This is a genomic window from Microbispora bryophytorum (assembly GCF_006874465.1).
Classification (GTDB): domain Bacteria; phylum Actinomycetota; class Actinomycetes; order Streptosporangiales; family Streptosporangiaceae; genus Microbispora; species Microbispora bryophytorum.
In genome coordinates this window covers 492,029-508,040 of the sequence record NZ_VIRL01000001.1, presented here as the reverse complement: position 1 = coordinate 508,040, position 16,012 = coordinate 492,029, and the positions used below count along the sequence as shown (strand labels likewise).

At 72.5% G+C, this 16,012-nt stretch carries 12 protein-coding genes; all 12 read left to right on the top strand.

Annotated elements, in window-relative coordinates; genetic code table 11:
* Window positions 1-5 precede the first annotated feature (5 nt).
* The 12 genes from FLX07_RS02445 (at window position 6) to FLX07_RS02390 (ending at window position 15,936) form a co-directional block, all read left to right on the top strand.
* Window positions 6-1,574 carry an NAD(P)-binding domain-containing protein gene (locus tag FLX07_RS02445; RefSeq protein ID WP_229689457.1) on the top strand — a complete coding sequence of 523 codons (1,569 nt, stop codon included), beginning with the start codon at window positions 6-8 and terminating at the stop codon, window positions 1,572-1,574.
* Window positions 1,571-2,638: an alpha-hydroxy acid oxidase gene (locus tag FLX07_RS02440; protein ID WP_208762038.1), complete on the top strand. Its 1,068-nt coding sequence runs from the start codon at window positions 1,571-1,573 to the stop codon at window positions 2,636-2,638. Before FLX07_RS02445 ends, FLX07_RS02440 begins: the two co-directional genes overlap by 4 nt.
* A complete protein-coding gene (locus FLX07_RS02435; protein WP_208762037.1) occupies window positions 2,632-4,023 on the top strand; it encodes a cytochrome P450 in 1,392 nt (463 codons plus the stop codon). Before FLX07_RS02440 ends, FLX07_RS02435 begins: the two co-directional genes overlap by 7 nt.
* Window positions 4,024-4,068: 45 nt before the next feature.
* Complete coding sequence (locus FLX07_RS02430) at window positions 4,069-5,427, top strand: cation:proton antiporter domain-containing protein (protein ID WP_142567748.1); 1,359 nt, start codon at window positions 4,069-4,071, stop codon at window positions 5,425-5,427.
* A gap of 153 nt (window positions 5,428-5,580) precedes the next feature.
* On the top strand, window positions 5,581-6,219 hold the full coding sequence (locus tag FLX07_RS02425; RefSeq protein ID WP_208762036.1) for a response regulator transcription factor: 639 nt from the start codon (window positions 5,581-5,583) through the stop codon (window positions 6,217-6,219).
* Window positions 6,216-7,535 carry a sensor histidine kinase gene (locus FLX07_RS02420; RefSeq protein ID WP_208762035.1) on the top strand — a complete coding sequence of 440 codons (1,320 nt, stop codon included), beginning with the start codon at window positions 6,216-6,218 and terminating at the stop codon, window positions 7,533-7,535. The genes FLX07_RS02425 and FLX07_RS02420 overlap by 4 nt, the downstream gene beginning before the upstream one ends.
* Before the next feature lie 220 nt (window positions 7,536-7,755).
* Complete coding sequence (locus tag FLX07_RS02415) at window positions 7,756-8,214, top strand: nuclear transport factor 2 family protein (RefSeq protein ID WP_142567747.1); 459 nt, start codon at window positions 7,756-7,758, stop codon at window positions 8,212-8,214.
* A 225-nt stretch (window positions 8,215-8,439) separates the two neighbouring features.
* Window positions 8,440-8,943: a hypothetical protein gene (locus FLX07_RS02410; RefSeq protein WP_142567746.1), complete on the top strand. Its 504-nt coding sequence runs from the start codon at window positions 8,440-8,442 to the stop codon at window positions 8,941-8,943.
* The gene (locus FLX07_RS02405) at window positions 8,943-10,436 is read left to right on the top strand and encodes a hypothetical protein (RefSeq protein WP_142567745.1); all 1,494 of its coding nucleotides are present in this window, start codon (window positions 8,943-8,945) and stop codon (window positions 10,434-10,436) included. Before FLX07_RS02410 ends, FLX07_RS02405 begins: the two co-directional genes overlap by 1 nt.
* Window positions 10,433-11,974 carry a VWA domain-containing protein gene (locus FLX07_RS02400; protein WP_142567744.1) on the top strand — a complete coding sequence of 514 codons (1,542 nt, stop codon included), beginning with the start codon at window positions 10,433-10,435 and terminating at the stop codon, window positions 11,972-11,974. The genes FLX07_RS02405 and FLX07_RS02400 overlap by 4 nt, the downstream gene beginning before the upstream one ends.
* 12 nt (window positions 11,975-11,986) lie before the next feature.
* Window positions 11,987-13,102: an ATP-binding protein gene (locus FLX07_RS02395; protein WP_142567743.1), complete on the top strand. Its 1,116-nt coding sequence runs from the start codon at window positions 11,987-11,989 to the stop codon at window positions 13,100-13,102.
* Entirely contained in the window at window positions 13,099-15,936 is a 2,838-nt protein-coding gene (locus tag FLX07_RS02390; RefSeq protein WP_142567742.1) for a DUF5682 family protein, read from the top strand. Before FLX07_RS02395 ends, FLX07_RS02390 begins: the two co-directional genes overlap by 4 nt.
* Window positions 15,937-16,012 lie beyond the last annotated feature (76 nt).

Here is a 16,012-nt window from a genome sequence, read left to right as displayed (position 1 = left end):
CGTCAGTGCCCGACAACACCCTGGACTATTTGGTGATCGGCGCCGGACCGGCGGGCCTGCAGATGGGCCACTTCCTGCATCGGGCGGGGCGCGGCTACCGGATTCTCGAAGCGGCGCCCGAGCCCGGCGCGTTCTTCCGGACCTTTCCCCGCCATCGCAAGCTCATCTCCATCAACAAGAAGCACACCGGATGGGACGATCCGGAGCTCAACCTCCGGATGGACTGGAACTCGCTGCTGTCGGACGACCCCCGTCTGCTGTTCACCCGCTACAGCGACCGCTACTTCCCCGCCGCCGAGGACTTCGTCCGCTACCTGGAGGACTTCGTCGCCTTTCAGGGCCTGCACGTCACGTACGACGCGCGGGTCGCCGAGATCGCGCGCCCGGACGCCGAAGGCCCGTTCCAGGTGACCGACGAGCACGGCCGGACGTACCGGGCACGGCGGGTGATCGTCGCGACGGGGGTCTCCCTGCCCAACGTCCCGCCCATCCCCGGCGTCGAGACCGCCGAGCAGTACGGCACCCACTCGACCGACCCCGCGGACTACACGGACATGCGGGTGCTCGTCATCGGCAAGGCCAACTCGGCCTTCGAGACCGCCGACAACCTCCTCGAGACGGCCGCGGTCGTCCACGTGGCCGGACCGCACTCGCTGCGCCTGGCCTGGCGGACCCACTTCGTCGGGCACCTGCGCGCGGCCAACAACAACTTCCTCGACACCTATCAGCTCAAGTTGCAGAACGCCTTGCTGGACGGCGACATCAGGCGCATCGAGCGCCGGGCCGACGGCTCCTACCTGGTGACGGTGGCCTTCGCCCGAGCCGACGAGGTCACCAAGGACATCCCGTACGACCGGGTGATCGTCTGCACCGGATTCCGGTTCGACGCCTCCGCCTTCGCGCCCGAGTGCCGTCCGGAGCTGACGATCGGCGACAGGTTCCCCGCGCTGACCCCGGCCTACGAGTCGGTCAACGTGCCCGACCTCCACTTCGCCGGCACGATCACCCAGTCGCTCGACTTCAAGCGCGGCACCAACGGGTTCATCCACGGGTTCCGCTACGGCGTGCGCGCCCTGCACCGCACGCTGGAGAGCAGGCATCACGGCGTCCCCTGGCCGGGCCGCGACCTCCCCGCCGATCCGGACGCGCTCGCGGCGGCCGTGCTCGAACGGGTCAACCGCAGCTCGGCCCTGTGGCAGCAGTTCGGGGTGCTGGCCGACGTGATCGTCCCGGACGGGCGCGGCGGCATGCGCTACCTGGAGGAGTTGCCGCTCGATCTGCAGGGCCCGCCGATCGGCGATGGGGGCCACTTCGCGATCACCCTGGAGTACGGCCCGAACCACGACCAGGTCGACCCCTTCGACATCGCGGTGGGGCGGATCAGGCAGAGCGACGCGGAGCGTGCGCACGAGGGCCACTACCTCCACCCGGTCGTACGCCGCTGCCGAGGCGGTGTGGTGGAGGCCGTCCACCACGTCACCGAGAACCTGGAGAACGACTGGACCTCGGAAGAGGTGCACCTGCGCCCGCTCCGGGACTTCTTCCAGCGCCAGAGCCTGCCGGTCTCGGTGTGACGGCCGTGCTGCCGGCGATCCGGGACTTCGAGGCGGCGGCCCGCGACCGGCTGGACCCCGCTCACTACGACTACTTCGCCGGCGGGGCCGGCGACGAGCTGACGGTGAGGGCCAACGAGGCGGCGTTCGCCCGGCTCGCGCTGCTGCCGCGGGTCCTGCGCGGCGCGGGGAGCCCGCGGATCGGGGTGACTTTGCTGGGCAGCCGCGCGGCGATGCCGGTGCTGGTGGCGCCGACCGCGTTCCACCGGCTCGCCGACCCGGAGGGGGAGAAGGCCACGGCCCGCGCGGCCGCCGCCGCGGAGACCATCATGATCGTGAGCATGGCCGCCACGGTCGCCGTCGAGGACGTCGCGGCCGCGGCGCCGGGCGCCACCCTGTGGTTCCAGCTCTACGTCCAGCCGGACATGGCCTTCACCGAGGCGCTCGTCCGGCGTGCCGAGAAGGCCGGCTGCGCGGCGCTGGTCGTCACCGTCGACTCCCCGGCCCGGGGACGCCGGGACCGGGACGTGCGCAACGGCTTCGACGACCTGCCCGCGGGCATGCGCTGCGAGAACCTGCGCTGCGAGAACCTGTGCGACGGCGGCGCCGGGCCGGTGCGGCCGATCGTCATGTCGCCCGTGATCTCCTGGGAGCACGTGGACATGCTGCGGCGGATGACGCGGCTGCCGATCGTGCTCAAGGGCGTCACGCACCCCGCCGACGCGCGCCTCGCCCTGGACCACGGGGTGTCGGCGCTGTACGTCTCCAACCACGGCGGGCGGCAGCTCGACACCGTTCCGGCCACCGTCGACCTGCTGCCGGAGATCGTGGCCGCCGTCGGCGGGGCCGTACCGGTGCTGATGGACGGAGGGATCCGGCGCGGCACCGACGTGATCAAGGCGATGGCGCTCGGCGCGTCCGCCGTCGCGGTCGGCCGTCCGGTGATCTGGGGCCTGGCGGCGGGCGGCGAGTGCGGCGTGGCCCGCGTGCTCGGGCTGCTGCGCGACGAGGTCGAGCACGCGCTCACCCTGTGCGGCCTCGCCTCGACGCAGGACCTGGAGCCGGGGCTGGTGCGGCGATGCTGACGGCGGCGTGGGTGGCGATGCGGGTGGTGCTGTGGGCGGCCGCGGCCGTCGTCGTGATCAGCCTGCCCCGGTGGCTCCCCGGGCGCGTCGTCGTGCTGCGCGGGTGGGTGTTCACGAGGATCAACGGCGAGGAGAGCATCGCCGTGCCGGGTGACCTGGTCGGCGTGGACCGGTTCAGGGAGGTCTACTCCCATCCGGCGGCCTCGGGCCGGAGCAAGGGCGCCGTCCTGTCCGACCTGTTCTGGTACTGGCTGTCGCCGGGGCCGGAGATGCACCAGGAGCACCTGGAGGCCGGGGAGCGGTACGACGCCGTCGCCCTGGCCACCCGCCGCATCCTGTCGCGCCCGCGGGCGCAGGTGGAGGAGCTCACCCGCCGGTGCGTCCGCCGGACGCTGGAGGGCAGGCACGGGGTCAGGCGCGGGGTCAGGCACGGGGTGGTCCGGCTGCGCGACCTGATGATGCCGGCCTGGGCCGAGTTCTCCTACGAGCTCGTCTTCCGCGAGCCCTGCCCGCCGCACGCCCGCGACCTCATCGTCGGCAACGCGGACGACGTCGTGACCGCGCTCAAGTGCTGCGGCCTGCGGCACATGGACCGGCGCGACCGGCTGACCGCGTATCTCGTCGAGTCGCTGCCGCGGGTGGGGCACGAGCTGCCGCCGGGCCTGACGGCCCGGGAGCAGGCGCTGTATCTCCAGGGCGCCTTCTTCAACACCGCGGTCGTGCAGATGTCGGAGGCCACGGCCCATGTGCTGATGGCTCTCGCCCGGCACCCGGATGTGCAGGACAGGGCGCGGGCCGGCGACGACCGCTTCCTCGACCAGGTGATCGCGGAGACGCTGCGGCTCTACCCGCTCTTCGGCATCGCCCACCGCGTCACCACGGGCGACATCTCCGTGGACGAGGGCGTCGCCATCCCGGCCGGCTCGGTGCTGTGCTTCGACTATCCCGCCTTCCACCGTGCGGGCTTCCCCGAACCCGAGCGCTTCGATCCCGGACGCTTCGATCCCGGGCGCGCCTCGGTCAAGGAGCTCAACCACATCCCGTTCGGTATGCCGGCGAACCGGCCCTGCCCGGCGTGGCGGCTCGCGCCGCTCGCCATGCGGGTCGCGGTGCGGGAGGTCCTGCGTTCGTACGAGCTCGACTCCACCGCCGCGCACACCCGGTCGCTGCCCAACCGGGGACCGTGCCTGCTCACCCCGCCGGGCGCGCGGCGCGGGCGGGGCCGGCGCCTGACGCTGCTGTCCATGCGGCTCAGGGACGGCTGGGAGGACGTCTGGCGCAGCCTGGTGCAGCTCGTCCTCGGCACGTACATGGTGTGGGACGCCCGCCGGCTGCGGCTGTGCGAGCGCCACTTCTCCGGCGACGCCCGGTCAGAAAGCACGTAGACCCCGGCCGATCTCAGGTCCCGATCACGAGCGGAGGCGCAAGCCATGCCCGTTCCGGCTCTTCTCCCCGACCTTCTCCCAGCACAGGCGTCCGCCGCCGACCCCAACCTCGAACTGGCCCTCAGAGTGCTGCCGGCCCTGGCCGTCATCCTGCTGACCGCCGCACTGTGCGGCCGGCTGGCCACTTTGGTGATGCAGCCGCGCGTGGTCGGCGAGATGGTCGCCGGCGTCCTGCTCGGGCCGACGCTGCTCGGCGCGGTGTTCCCCGACGCCCAGGCGGCCCTGTTCCCCGCTCAGGTCAGGCCGGTCCTGTACGTGCTCAGCACCCTCGGCCTGACGTTGTACATGTTCCTGGTCGGGGCCGGGATGGACCACGACGCCCGGGCGCCGGGCGAGCTGCGCAAGGCGAGCGTGCTGGCGGCGTCGGGGATCATCTCCCCGCTGGTCCTCGGCGGCGCCGCCGGGCTCGTCCTGTGGGAGCGGCTGTCCCGCCCGGACGTCGGCCGGTTGGAGTTCGCCCTGTTCCTCGGGGGAGCGCTGTCGCTGACCGCGTTCCCCATGCTCGCCAGGATCCTCTACGAACGCGGGCTGCAGAACACCCGCGTCGGCCGGATCGCCCTGCTGTCCGCCTCCATCGACGACGCCGTGGCCTGGTGCCTGCTCGCGGCGCTGTCGGCGGTGCACCTCGGCGGCGGCACCGGCGACACGCTGCGCACCATCGCCCTGGCCGGGGTGTTCGCCGCGGTGATGCTCGGGGTGGTGGCTCCGCTGCTGCGTCCCCTGGGCCGCCGCGTCGCGCGTACCGGGCATCTCGGCGCCGGCGCCGTGTACGTGGTCGTGCTGGTGCCGATCGTGGCCGGGTGGATCACCGACGCCATCGGCGTCTACTCGGTGTTCGGCGGTTTCGTCGCCGGGTTGGCCATGCCGCGCCAACCGGCGTTCCGCGCCGCTCTGCACGGCCGGATGATGGACCTCGTATCGACCCTGCTGCTGCCCGTCTTCTTCGCGTTCTCGGGGCTGAACACCCATCTCGGCGGCATCACCGGGGGTTTCGCGCTCCTGGCGTTCGCGCTGATCCTGCTTCTGGCCTTCTCCGGGAAGTACTTCGGCTGCTCGCTGGCGACGCGGGCGCTGGGATTCGGCTGGCGCGAGTCCTGGGCCATGGGCGCGATGATGAACGCCCGCGGGCTGATGATCCTCATCTTCATCAACATCGGCCTGGCGCAGGGCATGATCACGCAGGAGCTCTTCGCGATGCTCGTCCTCGTGGCCGTGCTCACCACCGCGGCAGCCCTGCCGCTGTACAAACTGGCGCTGCCGGAGCGCCATGAGCCGGCGGATGCGGAAGGCGCGCAGAAACCGGCCCCGGTGGGCGCGGCGACGGGAGAAACCGGTTTCATCTAATTTCATGTGAAAGCTCAGGACAACCGCAGAACATGGGGCGGCCTCCCGGCAGCGGCAATCCGGAGTCTGGATATTTCCTGATACTGGTGCGACGGTTGGCCGGTGGCACGGATATCGGGGACATCCGAACCGCGCTCGTCGCGTCTACTGCTCGTGGAGGACGACCGTGAGCTGGGAGACATGCTGGTCGAGGTGTTCACCGACCAGGGATACACGGTCGACCTGGCGCTGGAGGGACAGCGGGGCCTGCATCTGGCGCTGAGCCGCGGCTACGACGCGATGATCATCGATCGCGGACTGCCCGTCGTCGACGGGCTCGATCTGCTGCGGCGGCTGCGCCGGCAGGCGGTCACCGTGCCGGTGCTGATGCTCACCGCCTTCGGCGCCCTCGCCGACCGGGTCACCGGACTCGACGCGGGCGCCGAGGACTACCTGGTCAAGCCGTTCGAGATCGACGAGCTGCTGGCCCGGGTGCGCGCCCTGCACCGCAGGAACCTGGACCAGGCCGCGCTGCTGCCGCTCGGCGCCGCCTGGCTCGACTCCGCGTCCAGCACCGTACGGCTGCCGTCCGGCGAGCAGGTGACGCTGTCGGGCCAGGAGTGCCGGCTGCTCCACGCCCTGGCGGCCCGTCCGCAGCAGGTGCACACGCGCGCCTCGCTGCGGCAGCGGATCTTCGACGGCGCCAGGACCGAGTCGATCGTGGACACCTACGTCTACTACCTGCGCAACAAGCTGGGGCCCGGCGTCGTCCGCACCGTGCGGGGCGTGGGATACCGCCTGGGCGAGCTGTGACGATCAGACGGGCCTTCGACCCGGAGCGGCGCCTGCTGATCCGGACCCGCCGCCGGATCACCGCGCAGGTGGCGGCCGTGTTCTCGCTGGCGATCGCCCTCCTGGGCGCGCTGGTCTACTTCGTCGTGGTCGACGCGCAGGATGCCACCGCCCGGCGCGATCTCGCCGTGGCCGCGGCGTCGGCCCCGATGGACCACCCGCCGCCCTGCGTATGGCTGTTCGAGCTCCGGGCGAACGCCCTGCGGAGCACCCCCGGGGCGCCGGAGAACCTGCCGGTGCGCGAGGCGCTCGACCGGGTCGCCGCCGACGGCCGCACCCGGGTCGAGGTCGCGGAGGCCGGCGGCAGCACCTACCTGGTCCGTACACAGCGGCGCGGCGAGGTGCTGCAGCAGGCGGTGATGGACCTGTACTTCCCCGTCACCGAGCGGCGCCGGCTGCTGCACACGCTCTGCGCGGCCGAGGTCGCGGCCCTGCTGGCGGCGTTGCTGATCGGCCAGGTCCTCGCCCGCCGGGCGATCGCGCCGCTGGGCGAGGCCCTCGACCGGCAGCGCCGGTTCACCGCCGACGTCAGTCACGAACTGCGCAGCCCGCTGACCCGGCTGCACGTCCGCGCGCAACTGGCCGCCCGGCGCCTGCGCGGGGAGCCCGATCCTCTGCTCGTCGTGGGCGACGTCGACCGGCTGGTCACCGGCATCGGGCAACTGGGCGAGGTGATCGAGGACCTGCTGCTGTCGACCCAGCTCAGGCAGCGCCGCCGGCCGTTCGGGCTCGCGGACCTGGGCGCTCTGGCGGAGGAGTCGGCCGAGGCCGAGGCGGCCCGCGCCGGGCAGCACGGGGTGACGATCGACCTGCGGCGGAGTCCGGGCGACCATGTGGTGTGCGGAGCGCCGTCCGCGCTGCGCCGGGTGATCTCCGCGCTCCTCGACAACGCGCTGCGCCACACCTCGGCGGGCGGCCACATCTGGGTGACCGTGGGTTCGGATCCGGAGACGGTTCGGCTCAGTGTGCGGGACGACGGCGTGGGGCTGGACCCGTGTGACGGCGAGCGCCTGCTCGCCAGACATGCCGGCGCGCCCCACGCCGGGGGTCTCGGCATCGGTCTGGCTCTCGTGAACGAGGTGATGGACGCGCACGGCGGCACGATCGACGTGGACGGGCGGCCGGGAGCCGGAGCCACCTTCACCATCCGTCTGCCACGGGCGGCGCCGGACCCCGCCGCGCGCCTGTCCGGGATCTTCCTGCCCCAGGAGGCGCGGAGCGAGGTGAACAGAACGCCCGAGGCGACCGCCTCCGGCCCCGGCGACCCCTCCCTGTAGTCCTCCGGGGAGGGCGCAGTGGTCGCGGGCGCGCGGATGATCTGCCTGGAGAGCATCCGCACCGACGCGGCCACCCTGACGTACGCGCAGTGGCCGGGCGGAAGTCGCCGATCGCGATGCTCTCCAGGTATGCCGCCATCAGCGCGTCCTTCGATGGGTAGCACTGGTAGAGCCGCATTTGCGGACAACGATCGTTGTCTCGTCCGGGGAGGAGAGCACGATGAGCACACGTCCGCCGCTTCCGCCGTTCACCGAGGACAGCGCCAGGCAGAAGGTGCAGGCCGCCGAGGACGCCTGGAACACCAGGGACCCCGAACGCGTCGCCGCCGCGTACACCGAGGACTCGGTGTGGCGCAACCGCTCGGAGTTCCTGACCGGACGGGAGGAGATCGTCGCCTTCCTGACCCGCAAGTGGGAGCGCGAGCGCGACTACGCCCTGCGTAAGGACCTGTGGACCTTCGGCGGCGACCGCATCGCCGTGCGGTTCCAGTACGAGTGGCACGACGCCGAGGGCCGGTGGTGGCGCAGCTACGGCAACGAGCTGTGGGAGTTCACCGCCGACGGCCTGATGAGCCGCAGGGAGGCGAGCATCAACGACGTGCCGATCGAGGAGAGCGAGCGGCGCATCCGCGGCCCGCGCCCCGAGTCCGAGCACGGGACCGGCTTCCCACTCGCCTGACCGGCAGGGTCGGCCCGAGGTCCGTCACCCGGCCATGCCGCCGAGGGACTCGGCGCGGAGCGCGTCCGGCCGCGCGGACGACGACCTCTTTCGAGGTCCTCGTGTCGTCCATCGCGCTCAGGGCCGCCCAGGCGCAGCCGTCCGGATCGCTGCTCTCCTGGGCGGTCCCGCCCGTCCGGACCGGGGCGGGCAGTTTTGTCGTACGGCTCGGCTACTTTCCGGATCATGACAGACCGTTCCCCCAACGGCGCGACCGTGTGGGCGCGACACAGCAGGCTGCGGGTGGTGCCGCCGGTCCAGCCGCGCAAGCTGGCGAAGGTCCCCTTCGTAGAGCTGGCCGACGGCCGGCTACAGGGCGTGGTGTCGAGCGGCTCGGACATCGGCCGGGTCTACGTCTCCTCCATCGCCGCCGGCTCCCACAACTACAACTGCAGCACCAACAACAACCGCCCCTGCGGTGGCTTGTACGGCTCGCCGTGCAAACACCTGCGGGCCCTGGTCGCCGAGGCCGTCGTGCAGTACGGCGCCGACCGCGTGTGCCGATACCTGCGGGTCGAGGTCCCCGAGGGCGCGGATCCGGCCGACTGCCTGGGCGGCGTCCACGAGCCCGCCCCCGCCGCGGTCGTGTTCAGCCGGTTCCTGCGCCACCTGGCCTACCTGGAGGTGCCAGACACGACCCTGCCGATCCCGGAGCTGCACTGGTTCCCGGCCACGGGGACGGTGGGCTGATGCTCGCCGTGCAGCTCGCCGCCCTGCTCGGTGGCGACTCGGGAAAGGCCGGTGAGGGGGCCGAGGAGGCGCTCGCACTGCTCGACGGCTTCGACGACGCCCTGGTGCACGGCCTCGCCCGGCTCGCCGACGAGCGCGCCGAGGCGGTGGCCGCGCTGGCCGCCGCGTTCGCCGCCACCCCTCTCGGCGATCGGCTGGCGGAGGCCGCCGATGCGGTCGTGTCCGGTTCGATCACGCAGGAGCATCTGACGGCCCTGGCGGGCGGCCGGGTCGCGTTGTCCGGCGCCGTGCACGACGCCCTGCTCGAAAGCCTGGACACGGCATTGGGACGGGAACGGGCGGAATGGCCGCCAGCGCCCGATGGCCTGGGGACGACGGGCGGCGCCGCCGTTCAGCCAGCCGTTCAGCCGGCCGCCCAGCCCGCCGCCCAGTCGGCCGCTCAGTCGGCCGTTCAGCCGGCCGGGAACGTGCTCGGTGGCGTCCGCTCCTGGCTACGCGAGCTGGCCATCACCGGCTGGCGCGGCGTCGACCACGACCTCGTCTCCGCGGCGGACCAGATCGTCGAGGCCCTGCTCGCCGCGCCGGATCTGCGCAGGCTCGCGGTGCTGCTCGACGGCTTCGCCGCCGAGCTGCGGGCCTCCTGCCCGATCGGCTCGGCGGAGCACCTGCCGGTGCGGCGCTGGGCCGACCTGTGGACCCGCGCCCTGCTGTTGTCGCAGGACGGCGTCCTGACCGCAGAGCCCCGGCCCGCCGCCACGGTGTCGGGACGGCTGCTGGTGCTCGGCGTCGACGTGCACGAGCACGGCACCGCCGTCCAGTTCCAGGTGCACGCCGTCCTGGAGCCCGCCGACGGCGGCAGGCCCCGGCTGCTGCGCACCTCCGTCGCGGTCGCCAAGGTCGACACCATCGCCGGGCCCGCGCTGTGGAAGCTGACGCAGCGCCACAAGCTACTGCTGGCCGCGCTGGCCGACCGCCGCTGCGTCGAGATCACGGACATGCCCCTGCTCGACAGCGGTGACCTCGTCTGGGACGACGACCACGCCTTCGTGAGCAAGCCCGCCGACCCGTTGGCGGCCGCCCGGCTGTGCCTGTCCGGCGCGCTCGCCCCGGCGGTGCCGCCCCTCGACCGCGTTGCCGTACGGATCGCCGAGCCGGTGCTGGTGGAGGGCTACAAGGTCACCAAGGACGGCTCCTTCGACCTGGGCGGGACCGTCCTCGCCGTGGACGCGCAGCGGCTGCCCGAATGCGGTCCGCTCACGCCCAAGCTGGTGGCGGCCTCGTCGGCGTGTGTGGGGCTGGTCCGGTGGGACGCCGGCCGCTGGACGCTGCAGCCGCTCGCCGTGCAGGCGAAGGTCAAGCGGGAGGCGGTGGTGGTCGCCACCGGCGACTGGGCGCTCGGCCCCACCGACCCCAAGGCGGCCAAGGCCGAGGCCAGGGCCGCCGACGCGGTCACCGTGCTGCGGGAACGAGCCGGACGGTTACTGCGACGATGAGCGACGACATCCCCACGACCGGCATCCCCACGGCTGGCATCCCCACGGCTGGCATCTCCGCGGCCGATATCTCCACGACCGGCGAAGACGGTCTGACGAACGCCGACCGGAACCGGCGTCAGGTGCTCTACTGGCGGCTGCTCGCCCGGTTGTTCGACCACGAGGAGCAGCCCGCGCTGGAGACCGCCGGCGTCGCGGTCGTCGGCGACCTGGGGCTGCCCGCCGGGCTGCTCGACCCGGCCGTGTCGGTCGACTCGCTGGTGCAGCGCTTCCCCGACCTGGCCACCGAGTTCGAGACCCTGCTCACGCCGGGCGAGCATGTGCCGGGCGGTGAGGTGCGCCGGGCGGCGCTGATCTCGAAGCTGCTGCTCAACGTCTTCGCCACCGGCTCGGGTGACGTCAGCGCCACCCAGCTCGCGGCCTGGCAACGGGACGCCGCCTGGCTCAAGTGGGCCCTGTGCGCGGGCACGGCCCCCGGATCGGGAACGGGCGCCGGGACGGGCGCGCGAACGGGCGCGGCGCCGGGAGAGCAGGACGGCGAAGCCGGGACGGGAGCAGGATCCGGCTCCGGCCACGGCTCCGGGAGCGGTCACGGCTCTGGCCCCACGGCCGGGTCCGGGCCGGGCTCCGGCGTCAGGGTCGGCGACGACGACCTGGCCAAGGCGCTGGCCGGCATCGAAGCCGGGCTGGTCAGCCGCATGCGGCTGCGCGAGGTCCTGGCGGACCCGGCCCTGGCGCGGCAGCTCACGCCCAGCATGTCGCTGGTCGAGCAGTTGCTGCGCGACAAGTCCAACCTGTCGGGGGTGGCGCTGGCCAACGCCAAGGCGCTGATCCGCAGGTTCGTCGACGAGGTCGCCGAGGTGCTGCGCACGCAGGTCGAGAAGGCCGGCGTGGGCACGATCGACCGGTCGGTGCCGCCCAAACGGGTGTTCCGCAATCTGGACGTCGAACGGACGATCTGGAAGAACCTCACCAACTGGAACCCGGAGGACCAGCGGCTCTACGTCGACCGGCTCTACTACCGGCGCACCGCGAGGCGTACCACGCCGGCCAGAATGATCGTGGTGGTCGACCAGTCCGGTTCCATGGTCGACGCGATGGTCAACTGCACCATCCTGGCGTCCATCTTCGCCGGGCTGCCCAAGGTCGACGTGCACCTGGTCGCGTACGACACCCGCGCGCTCGACCTCACCCCGTGGGTGCACGATCCGTTCGAGGTGCTGCTGCGCACCCAGCTCGGTGGCGGCACCGACGGCACCGCCGCCCTGGCCCTCGCCCAGCCGAAGGTCGCCGACCCCCGCAACACGGTGGTCGTGTGGATCTCCGACTTCTACGAGTGGAACTGTCCCGCCGTCTACGCCGGGATGGAGGCGCTGCACCGATCCGGCGTACGGATCATCCCCGTGGGCTCGGTGGACAGCGGCGGCCAGCAGAGCGTCAATCCGTGGTTCCGGCAGAAGCTCAAGGACCTGGGCACACCGGTGATCTCGGGTCACATACGCAAACTCGTGTTCGAACTCAAGAACTTCCTCGCTTAGGAGACCCCCCACATGACCAACGAGATGCTCCGCGCCCCCGCCGAGGTGAAGTACGCCGAGGAGCTCGACTGGCTGGAGTCGGTCGACGACGGCCCCAAGCCGTTCTCCTGGCGGCTCAGCCCCCGCATGGTCCGGCTGTTCGTGCTCGGCAGCGAGCGGTCCGACGGCCTGGACCGCGAGATCCCGCAGAAGTGGTTCGGCGACCGGAGCTTCGTCGAGCGCAGCATCGTGACGCTCGCCTCCGACCGCGGCCTGCTGCTGATCGGCGACCCGGGCACCGGCAAGAGCTGGCTGGCCGAGCTGTTGTCCGCCGCCATCTGCCGCGACTCCACCCTGGTCGTGCAGGGAACGGCGGGCACCACCGAGGACCACATCAAGTATTCGTGGAACGTCTCGATGGTGATCGCCAAGGGCCAGTCCCGTGAGTCGATGATCCCCTCGCCGATCATGACGGCGATGGAGCAGGGCATGATCGGTCGTTTCGAGGAGCTGACCCGTTCCACCAGCGACGTGCAGGACGCCCTGATCTCGATCCTTTCGGAGAAGTACGTCTCCATTCCCGAGCTGGACACCGACAACACGGTGTTCGCCAGGCCCGGGTTCTCGATCATCGCCACCGCCAACAGCCGGGACCGGGGCGTCAACGACCTGTCCTCCGCGCTGAAACGGCGGTTCAACTTCGTCCGCATCCCCGTGGTGACGAGCAAGACCAGCGAGGCGGAGATCGTCCGCTTCCGCACCACCGAGCTGCTGCGCCGGCACCGCATCGAGCTGGACGTGCCGCCCGCGCTCCTCGACATCCTGCTGCAGAGCTTCGCCGACCTGCGCGCCGCGGCGGCGTCGGCCACGAGCGAGGACGAGAAGCTGGAGTCCGCCCTGTCCACCGCCGAGCAGATCGGCGTGCTGGAGGACGCCATCCTGCACAGCCACTTCTTCGGCGACAGGACGCTACGCGCCGAGACGCTGGGCGGCGCACTGGTGGGCTCGTTGGCCAGGCGCGCCCCGGAGGACCTGGCCATCCTCAACAAGTACTGGCACGGCGTGGTCGAACCCCGCAGCAAGAACGACGGCGGTGAGTGGACCCGGTTCCTCGACGGCGGCCGGCAGACGATCTCGACGCTGTCATGAGCACCTTCGGCGCCCTGCGCGAGCAGCTTCTCGACGCCGCCGCGGCCTTCTCGGGCGACGGCGACGCCCTGGCCGGCATCCTGTCCGGCATGGTCGACGACGTCGACCGCATGCTGCGCGAGGAGCTGGAGATCTTCCCGGTGTGCCACCACTCGCCGGCCTCCGCCCTGGCCATGACCCGGCGGCTGCGCGACAGGCGGCCCAAGGTCGTCTACCTGGAGTTGTGCGAGGACCTGCGCCCCCTCCTGGACGAGCTGCGCAACTGCCGGCTGCCGGTGGCACTGCAGGCGTTCGCGACCCAGCTCGACGGGTTCCCGCCCGGCTCAGGGCCCCTCAGCGTGATCGCGCCGGTGACGGAGGCGTCGGCGGAGTATCAGGCCATCGCGTACGCGCTCGACACCCCCGGCGTCGAGATCGTGCTGGTCGATCGCTCGGTGGACCACGTCTTCCAATGGCTGCCCCAGGAAACGGACGGCCCGGCCGGTCCGGCTCCGGAGGAGTCCGGCTCCGCCGACGACGGGCACGGTGACGAGGCGGCGCTGCACGGGGACGCCGTGGGCGTCGAGATCGGCGACCTGCGTCCGCGCTTCGCCGAGCTGGAAAAGCACCTGCTGCACCACGGCAAGGTGCGGCACTGGTCGGAGTGGTGGGACCAGTACGTCGAACAGCCGCTGACCGGGGCCGACTACGGCACCTACCGCCAGGCGATGGCGCTGGTCGGCAGCCTGTTCCGGCGGCTGCGCCCGGACGGCGACGGCCGCCTGGCCGTCGACGAGGAACGCGAGCGCCACATGTGGGCGCGTATCCGCGAGCACCTCGCCGCGTCGGGCGCGGACCCCGCCGACTGCCTGTACGTGTGCGGAGCCTTCCACGCGGTCAGTACGGTCGCCGAGTTCGGTCTGCGGTCCGAGGCGCCGCCGTACGAGATCAGCCCGCGCACGGGCACCCACTGGCTCTACGGGCTGATCCCCTCCAGCCACTCCGCGATCGAGGCGCAGTTCGGCCTGGCCCGGGGCTCGGTGTCCATCGCCGCCGCCACCTGGGCCAAGGCGGTCAAGCGTGGGGGCCTCACGCCCCACCGGCTGGAGGGGCAGCAGGGCGGGTCCGGCAAGCGGACCACCAAAGCCAAAGCCACCAAAGCCACCGGTCCCGCCGGGGCCGCACCGCCCGTCGCCGCACCGCCCGCCGCCGAGCCGTCGGCCGACCGGCTGACGGGGTTCCTCGCCGGCCCGCCCGCGCTCGATGGCCTGGACGAGGACGAACTGCGCGGATGGTGCGTCGACATCGTGCGGCTGGCCCGCCGCAACGGCTATCTGGCCAGCACGGCCGACGCCATCGCCGTGTTCGAGACGTCGATCCTGCTCGCCGGCGTGCGCGGCCGGGCGAGGCCCACGCCGTACGACTTCGCCGATGCGGCCGTCACCTGCATCGAGAAGGACGTCGTGCCGGGTCGCCGGGACGTCCGCCGCCTGTGCGAGATCCTCCTGGGCGGGGACAAGATCGGGATGGTCGGCTACGCGGCGCTGCCCCCGCTGGTCCGCGACGTGCACGACCGGCTGGAGCCGCTCGGGCTGGACCTGACCAGGCGCACGCAGCAGCGCGTGCTGCTCGACCTCAAGGCGGATCCCGAGCTGGAGCCGTGCTCCGATCTGCTGTGGACGCTGCGCTACCTGCTGCCCGACGGCGCGATCCGGCCGATCATGGGGGCGCGCCGCCTCGGCGAACGGCCGATCCAGGAGAGCTGGGACGTGGCGCTCGGCCGGCACCAGCGGGAGATCATCGAGCTGGGCTACGAGGGCGTCACGGTCGAACAGGTGCTGGAGCAGCGGCTGCGCCGCACGGTGTGGGACCCCCAGGCCACGGCGGGAGTCGCGCTCGCGGCCGTCGAGGACGCCATCCTCTACCTGGGCGGCCGCCGCCTCCCGAGCGAGCTCGGCGCCCGCGCCGTCGAGCTGCTGGCCGCCGAGCGCACGGTGGACGACGCACCCGAGGTGCTGCGCAGGATCAGGCGGCTGCTGACCTATTACCGGGCGAGCGAACCGGAGCTGCCTGCCTGGTGCGAGGACTTCGTCACGGCCGGATACGCCCACTACTGCACGCTGCTGCCCACCGCCTTCGCCGACGACGACACCGGCGTGCGTCAGGTCGGCGCGATGCTCGGCTTCCTGTTCACCCTGGAGGGCCTCGCGCTGTCGCTGGGCTGCGACCGGGCCCAGCTCGAACTGGCCGTACGGCAGTCGCACCCGCGGGCCCCGGCCAAGGTCGCGCTGCTGTGGGCGGCGCAGACGCAGCTGGGCCTGCTGACCAGGGAGGAGCTGCGCGCCCGCTGTGACGAACTGTTGGCCAACCCGCTCGTCGTCCCGGCCTATCCGCTCTACGTGAGCGGGTTCGTCCAGGCGCTCGAACCTGTCCCCGGCCTCGCGCCATTCGTGGTCGAGGCGCTGTCGAAGGCCTTCGCGCGGCTGCCCGACCCCGTCCTGCTGCCGTGGCTGCCGACGCTGATCACCACGTTGCGCCGGCACGCGCCGGAGCTGGTCCCCGTGCTCGTCCGCGAGGCCGGCCGGACCTTTCCCGGCACCCTGGCCGAGCTGGACGCCTGGACCCCGCCGTGGGAACGGCCGGCCGCACCGCCGCGCAGGGCCCGTGCGGCGCCCGTGCCGAGCGGGCCGGTGCCCGCGCTGCTGACCCGGCACCCGGCGACGACCGGCGCGGTCGCCGCGCTGCTCGGCTGCACGGCGGAGTGGGGGAGCCGGCAGGAGAACGGCGAGGTGGCGGCCCTGATCGCCCGGCACCCGATGACGACCGGCGCGGTCGCCGATCTGCTCGGCGCGTGAGCCTGCGCCCGCGGCTTCATCCGGTGGCGGCGTTCTCGACCCGAACTCGGCGGCGCCCCCCGACGGCGGCGCCCCC

Bases quoted from the DNA above. Each gene is read 5' to 3' on its own strand.
- FLX07_RS02435 (WP_208762037.1), top strand. From the start codon at position 2,632: ATGCTGACGGCGGCGTGGGTGGCGATGCGGGTGGTGCTGTGGGCGGCC.
- FLX07_RS02400 (WP_142567744.1), top strand. From the start codon at position 10,433: ATGAGCGACGACATCCCCACGACCGGCATCCCCACGGCTGGCATCCCC.
- FLX07_RS02415 (WP_142567747.1), top strand. From the start codon at position 7,756: ATGAGCACACGTCCGCCGCTTCCGCCGTTCACCGAGGACAGCGCCAGG.
- FLX07_RS02395 (WP_142567743.1), top strand. From the start codon at position 11,987: ATGACCAACGAGATGCTCCGCGCCCCCGCCGAGGTGAAGTACGCCGAG.
- FLX07_RS02430 (WP_142567748.1), top strand. From the start codon at position 4,069: ATGCCCGTTCCGGCTCTTCTCCCCGACCTTCTCCCAGCACAGGCGTCC.
- FLX07_RS02390 (WP_142567742.1), top strand. From the start codon at position 13,099: ATGAGCACCTTCGGCGCCCTGCGCGAGCAGCTTCTCGACGCCGCCGCG.
- FLX07_RS02410 (WP_142567746.1), top strand. From the start codon at position 8,440: ATGACAGACCGTTCCCCCAACGGCGCGACCGTGTGGGCGCGACACAGC.
- FLX07_RS02405 (WP_142567745.1), top strand. From the start codon at position 8,943: ATGCTCGCCGTGCAGCTCGCCGCCCTGCTCGGTGGCGACTCGGGAAAG.